Origin of the sequence: Allolucifera butyrica (genome assembly GCF_900476375.1) — a bacterium.
Lineage (GTDB): Bacteria > Bacillota > Negativicutes > Sporomusales > UPPP01 > Lucifera > Lucifera butyrica.
In genome coordinates, this window is record NZ_UPPP01000113.1 from 1 (window position 1) to 6,101 (window position 6,101).

Sequence of the window (6,101 nt, forward strand, 5' to 3'; positions counted from 1 at the left end):
GGAGAGCAACAGGGTCTCCCAAGTTCTCACGGAGTAACTGTGTGTAGCATGCCAAGACCTTCGATCCCGGGGCGCCAAACTTAACTTGCCTTTATCGCTAAGCCCAGTGTTGTCTTCTGCTCGTCCCATGCATCGACCATTCCCATTAGGAATTTCGGGATTCTACATCTTCAGCTTTCGCTTTCGGCCTACTACCTTTCCTACCTACGCTTAGACCTGGCGTTACCGCTTCAGTCCCAAGGCTGGATACCGGGTGGTTGGCTAGACCTTCCCAGACGGGATTCCCACCCGCTATACTCCGTGCGCTTCTTGGCGCACGGGACGGTTCCTCGACTCAGTTTGTCCTTTAAGGACGCAGGTGCCAGAGGACAGGGTTTGTGACACCCTTTTACGCTTTTTAAACTATACCTATTTTCCGAAAAACTATGACCATTTCCTTTTATCTAAAACGCCTATAACAACCTTTATTTCCCATAAAAAACAAAACTCCTGCCAAATTCTAGGGATTAAGGCAGAAGTTTATTATGATATGTAGTGCCAGGGGGACGGCAGACCAATGTCATAAAGCTCAACTTACATAATTTTACAAAGAACGGATATCGCCGGATTCGCCGGAATATGCAGAAGGTTTACACAGAATTGGGGATAGTCTCAGTTTAACAACAGCCGTAACCCTACCAGTGGTAGGGCTCTCCCGAAGAGTTTCATCTTCCTCATTGGTAATTATCATTATATGCTTTATTGAATAACATAAAATAATCATCTTTTGTTATCTTTCTTGGATTACTTGCGTTTGAGCCATTTTTTACCGACATTTCGGCCAGGTGTTCAAAGTCTTCCCTGTTGATATTCAATGATGTTATGCCTGGCAATCCGATTTCCTTTGATAAATTTTTTATATACTTTATTCCCTCGAGTGCCGCTTTACTGTCTTCCGTCTCATCCACCCCCATGGCCCTGGCAACCCGCGCATATTTAAATTCTGCAGACGGCAAGTTATATTCCATAACGTAGGGCAGCAATATTGCATTACACATCCCATGCGGGGCATCGTACAAGCTTCCCAGCGCTTCAGCCATGCAATGTACCGAAGCTACATCAGAGTGACTGAATGATAATCCAGCCAGCAGACTTCCCATCATCATTTTATCCCTTGCCTCAATATTAGCTCCGTTCTTTACTGCTTCGGCGATATTTTGCGCTATATATTCGATAGCGTATAAACCCAGCGCTTCGGCTATCGGTTCAGTGCAATTAGCGGTGTATCCTTCTATGGCATGAGTCAATGCGTCGATTCCGGTGGCTGCGGTGACCAGGGGCGGAACTGTCAGTGTAAGTTCGGGGTCGATAATCGATACTTTTGCAGCAATGGCTGGGCTTTTAATTGTAAATTTAAATTTTTCCCTGGTGTCGGTAATAACAGAAGAGAATGTCACTTCACTGCCGGTCCCGGCTGTCGTCGGTATCGTTATAAGAGAAATGCAATCCTCTTTGATTTTGCCCTTACCTTGATAGTCTCTGACTTTTCCGCCTTGTTTAGTTAAAACAACCACCGCCTTGGCCGCATCAATCGGACTGCCACCACCAAAAGCGACGACCGTATCCACTGAGTGCTTTCTGGCGGTTTCTGCTGCCAATTCCACATTGTAATCTTTGGGATTTGCCTCAATTTCGTCATAAATAATATAAGATAGCCCTTCCTTTTGGACAAGTTCGGTGATCTTACTTACCAGTCCGGCTTTAACGAGACCTTTATCAGTTATAATCATTACGTTCTTTGCCTTTAACAACCTCAACTCTTCTCCTAATACCTTCACCATGCCAAGGCCATATCTTATTTTGGTCGGCAAAAGAAACTCAAAACCAGTTATCATTTTGTACCCCCTGATTCCTTTGTTTTAATATTTATGCCTTATCCCGCCCAATGAACTGCGGTGGAATACTTTTTCCTCTAAATTTTATTCTACTCTTTTACCTCCACTCACCTTTAGTTCTGCGGGTTCAATCCATTTGAGTTTCACCTGTTCGAAACGAGTCAGGGGACGGTTCCTTGACTCGTTTTGTCTTTCAGGGACATAAGAGCAGGATTGTCCCACTGATTATCAAGAGAACAGGGTTCTCAGCCAATACCACAGGGACAGGTTCATTGTCCCATTACAGTTTCTAAAAACTAATACTTCTATTACATGCCAACATAGCATGTACTCTAGCCGCTATCGCCTATCACGGAAGAGACGCAATACTTTCAGGGGAGATATGATACCCAATTGAAGGTATTCCTTCAAAGGAATATGAATATCCCTGATATCTTTCTTTTGGAATCATTTTCATCATTTTTTTTAGTTCATCGGCATTAGTTACTCTAAATATGCATTTCACTTTTTCAAAAAACCTTTTTGACTGGAGCCTTTGCAGAAATTCATTTTTATTGTAATCCGAAAAAACGTAAGTTCTGGTTATGCACTTAACTCAGAACAAAAGGATTCTTACTATTAGTAACCTCTTGAATAATTACAATTGGATCAGAAATAAGACCATATCTTTCATCTTCTGGATAAGTTACTGCAATTTGTGGTTCATTGCCTGCATAATCAACCATGCTTTCCCAAGAATCCCATTTAGTACAAAGAAAAAAATGGGCATAGTCGCCTTGATCAACAACTTTTAAATAAGCCCCGCAATTTCCTTTTATTGCTAAAGTATCTTTTATGCCAGTTTCATATTCATAGACTTCAAAAGCTGCTTTCATTGCTAAAGGCACCATTCCATGCCACGTTCTTGATATCAAATTTGATTACACTCCCTTACGTTTTCAAAACTATACCTATTTTCCGAAAAACTATGAGTATTTCCGTTTATCTAAAATTCCTATTACAACCTTCATTTCCCATAAAAAACAAAAACTCCTGCCAAATTCTACATATTCGGGCAGAAGTTTATTGATGATAGAAAATCAAGTTTTTTTGCCAATACCTATTCCCAACCTAACCAAGCCCTCACTCAAAACTACCGGAGGGTTTTAATCGCACTGAACCTATGACTCATAGCCTGGGAATTAAAAAAGGCACTTTCCCCGTTTCGAACGAGTCAGGGGACGGTTCCTTGACTCAGTTTGTTTATCTTAAAACGCCTATAACAACCTTTATTTCCCATAAAAAAACAAAACTCCTGCCAAATTCATTCTACATATTGGGGCAGAAGTTTATTGATGATAGAAAATCAAGCTTTTTATCCAATACCTGTTCCCGACCTGACCAAGCCCTCCAGTCACGGCTTTACTGTCAGTAGTACATGCTGGTCTAATTGATATTCGCATTGTTATACCACCTCTTTGATAACTCTGCCAATTTTTCGGCTCGTTTTTTTACTGCTGGACTTCCTGATAATATTGCTTGTTCAATCTTCGCAAGTGCAAGGTTTCTATAATCAATATGTCTATCTGCAATTTCGGCTATCGCCTGCAGTGAATTCACCTTCAAGAAAGGGATACGGGGACCGGTTTATTGTCCCTCTACTTTGTCAAAAAAACGGGGCATCTGAATTATATACTCCTCGCCCCAAGCCTTCATAGCTTGTATAACTGGCTTAAACTTTTCTCCTATATCACTTAACGAATATTCGACCTTAGGTGGTATCTGGTTATAGACAGTCCTAACTATCAATCTATTCTTCTCTAATGTCCTAAGCTGCTTAGTCAGTGTAGCCTGAGTAAGGCTTGGAAGTTCCCTTTGCAATTCATTAAAGCGCATGGTTTTTCTTGATAAACGAATTAAAATGGCCAACGTCCATTTTCCTGAAAGTAACGTCTGCACCGTAGCCTCCGGGCATATACCAAAACCGTCGTCTTTCATGTTAACCCTTCTCCCTATAGTATCTATTTACATACTTAGTATAGCAAAAAATCGTACTTGAATGTTTTTTTCTACATACTAAAATAATACTAAGAAGCAGAAAAAAGGTCAAGCAAATACAATAACAGGGGTGTTTTTCCATGAAAGAAGTATGTATTGTAAAAGCGGGTTAAATTAACGGGAGTAATATTTAAATGTAATTTTTCTAAGAAAGGTGATAGTCATGATTACATCAACGGATTTCTGTAAGGTGAAAAAACTGGACGATGATTTATATGTCATTACTGAAGCTGGACTTGTGCATTTTTATCTTGTCCTAGGGCAGAAAAAAGCGGTATTAATTGACGCCGGTTTTGGCTTCGAGGACATAAGGCCGATCATCAGAAGTATAACGGATTTGCCGGTGATGCTGGTATTGACCCATGGCGATCCTGACCACAGCTACGGAAGCGAATATTTTGGAGATGTATGGCTGTACCAGCCGGACTACGGTCAGATTATGGGGTTTGACACAAAGCCTGAAAGGGAGTTCGCGGCGGGGTTGGGAATAGAATTTTTGAAAGAGAATAACCCTGAAGCCGTTGAACGTTTTGATAGCAAAACATTCGCTGAAAAGAGCCTGCTCCGAGTCCTTACTCCACACTTTGTTAAGGATGGAGAACTGTTTGACTTGGGCGGCAAGACTTTGGAGGTAATTTTTACACCGGGGCATTCTTATGGGCATATCATGCTGCTGGATAGGGCAAAAAAGAGACTTTTTTCAGGAGATATGATTTGTGATTACGTCATCATTTACTTTTTCGAATCTGATAGAAACGCCCCCTTTTCCATGGCACTGGACAGCTGGAAAAAGATAAAACGATTAGAAAAGGATATCAAAGATATTTATAGCAGCCATGGCCCGAACCCAATTACAATGGAATACGTCGACGCATACATCGAATGTTTTTCGGGAGAATTTCAGCAGAATTATTTAAAGGATAAACCATTTTCCAGGGGGCCTTTAGGCTGCGGCTACCAGCATATCTATAAGACCGTCAATATCCAATATTCTGATAAGCGACTGGAGGAATTTTTAGGACACAAAGTGGAACGGATTGATCGGTAGTAAAACAGGATGCCAGACATCGCGTTATCTGGGACGGATATAAAGTGATGATGACTTTACGTCGCAAGCGTCTTCACGGAGAAAATATAAGATTGGAATCTAGGCTTAGGTATGGGAAATAACAGCTGTGCTTAAATTGACGATCCTAAAACTGTCAAGGGGACGGGGTTGTCGGCACACAGTTGTCGCTAACCCCGTCCCCTGTAAGATATAGTACAGAAGGATTATCCATTCTGGGGCAGAAAAACTCCGAACAATCATTTTTATGTATAATGAGGAAGAAGGATATGAATGACCCTGTCCCAGGGAAGATTTTTCTATACCCGTGCCAACAGAGGGATTCATCCATTTCCAAAGAATTTACGTTTTAGCTGGTTGGGAGCTTATTCCCGCTTCACGTGCAAGGCTGTAACCTTTGACGATGGAACGAGTCAGGAACGAGTCAGGTCGAGTAGAAACGCGCCTTGCGACGCGCAACCCTCACAGAACCGGACTTGCCCTATTAAGGCATCCGGCTCTTCATAGCAGCATTTACTTACGTCTAGCCATAGATATTTACATAGATTCTCGCGTTAACTAGCGGGAATCTCTCCTCGAGTTTTGCAAATCCTTCCCAAGTCAGGCTGTTCTTTTGGCTTCTACGATTGAGCACTTCAAGTATCTTGCGCCGTATGCGGTATCCAAACGCATGAATTCCGTTGCTGTTGTCGGTCACCCCATAGTAGCGGTAGTGCCCAGCCAGCTTGGCATTTATCTGCTTGATTAAGTCTCCTATCTCAGTGTGCATATTTTGATAGAGCCATTCAGCAAAGTATTTCAACTTCGCTCTAAATTTCTTCCGGCTGGTTGTCCTCTTGACGCGGAACTTTCCGTTCTGGCTTTTGCTACAGTAGTGCGTGAATCCGAGAAAGTCGAATGTCTCCGGCTTGCCTTCCCCTCGTTTATTCCGTCGTTCCTCGGCGAAGCGTCCGAATTCGATAATCTTTGTCTTTTTTACCGCTATCTCTAGGTTGAACTTCCGTAATCGCTCTATCAACTTCCCATAGAAAGTTTCAGCATCATCTTGGTGTTGAAAGAAGCACACAAAGTCGTCAGCGTACCGAATTAGGTAGGCTTCGCCTCTGCATTCCCGCTTTATCTTT

At 42.1% G+C, this 6,101-nt stretch carries 5 protein-coding genes; 1 reads left to right on the forward strand and 4 read right to left on the reverse strand.

Features of this window, described 5'->3' with window-relative positions:
* Window positions 1-713: 713 nt before the first annotated feature.
* The 3 genes from LUCIF_RS22320 to LUCIF_RS22330 form a co-directional block, all read right to left on the reverse strand.
* Window positions 714-1,874, reverse strand: a complete 1,161-nt coding sequence (locus LUCIF_RS22320; RefSeq protein ID WP_122630038.1) for an iron-containing alcohol dehydrogenase — start codon at window positions 1,872-1,874, stop codon at window positions 714-716.
* A gap of 590 nt (window positions 1,875-2,464) precedes the next feature.
* Window positions 2,465-2,788 carry a hypothetical protein gene (locus tag LUCIF_RS22325; RefSeq protein WP_122630039.1) on the reverse strand — a complete coding sequence of 108 codons (324 nt, stop codon included), beginning with the start codon at window positions 2,786-2,788 and terminating at the stop codon, window positions 2,465-2,467.
* Between the two features lie 712 nt (window positions 2,789-3,500).
* The gene (locus tag LUCIF_RS22330) at window positions 3,501-3,851 is read right to left on the reverse strand and encodes a winged helix-turn-helix transcriptional regulator (RefSeq protein WP_122630040.1); all 351 of its coding nucleotides are present in this window, start codon (window positions 3,849-3,851) and stop codon (window positions 3,501-3,503) included.
* A gap of 223 nt (window positions 3,852-4,074) precedes the next feature.
* Between LUCIF_RS22330 and LUCIF_RS22335 the strand changes: the two genes are divergently transcribed.
* On the forward strand, window positions 4,075-4,959 hold the full coding sequence (locus LUCIF_RS22335) for an MBL fold metallo-hydrolase (protein ID WP_122630041.1): 885 nt from the start codon (window positions 4,075-4,077) through the stop codon (window positions 4,957-4,959).
* Window positions 4,960-5,500: 541 nt separating this feature from the next.
* On the opposite strand, the gene LUCIF_RS22340 is transcribed toward LUCIF_RS22335, so the two are convergent.
* Window positions 5,501-6,101 (reverse strand): reverse transcriptase domain-containing protein (locus LUCIF_RS22340; protein WP_243638780.1); only part of this gene is annotated, 601 nt, incomplete at its 5' end.

Excerpts from the sequence above, each read along its gene's own strand:
- LUCIF_RS22320 (WP_122630038.1), bottom strand. The coding sequence starts at position 1,874 with ATGATAACTGGTTTTGAGTTTCTTTTGCCGACCAAAATAAGATATGGC.
- LUCIF_RS22330 (WP_122630040.1), bottom strand. The coding sequence starts at position 3,851 with ATGAAAGACGACGGTTTTGGTATATGCCCGGAGGCTACGGTGCAGACG.
- LUCIF_RS22335 (WP_122630041.1), top strand. The coding sequence starts at position 4,075 with ATGATTACATCAACGGATTTCTGTAAGGTGAAAAAACTGGACGATGAT.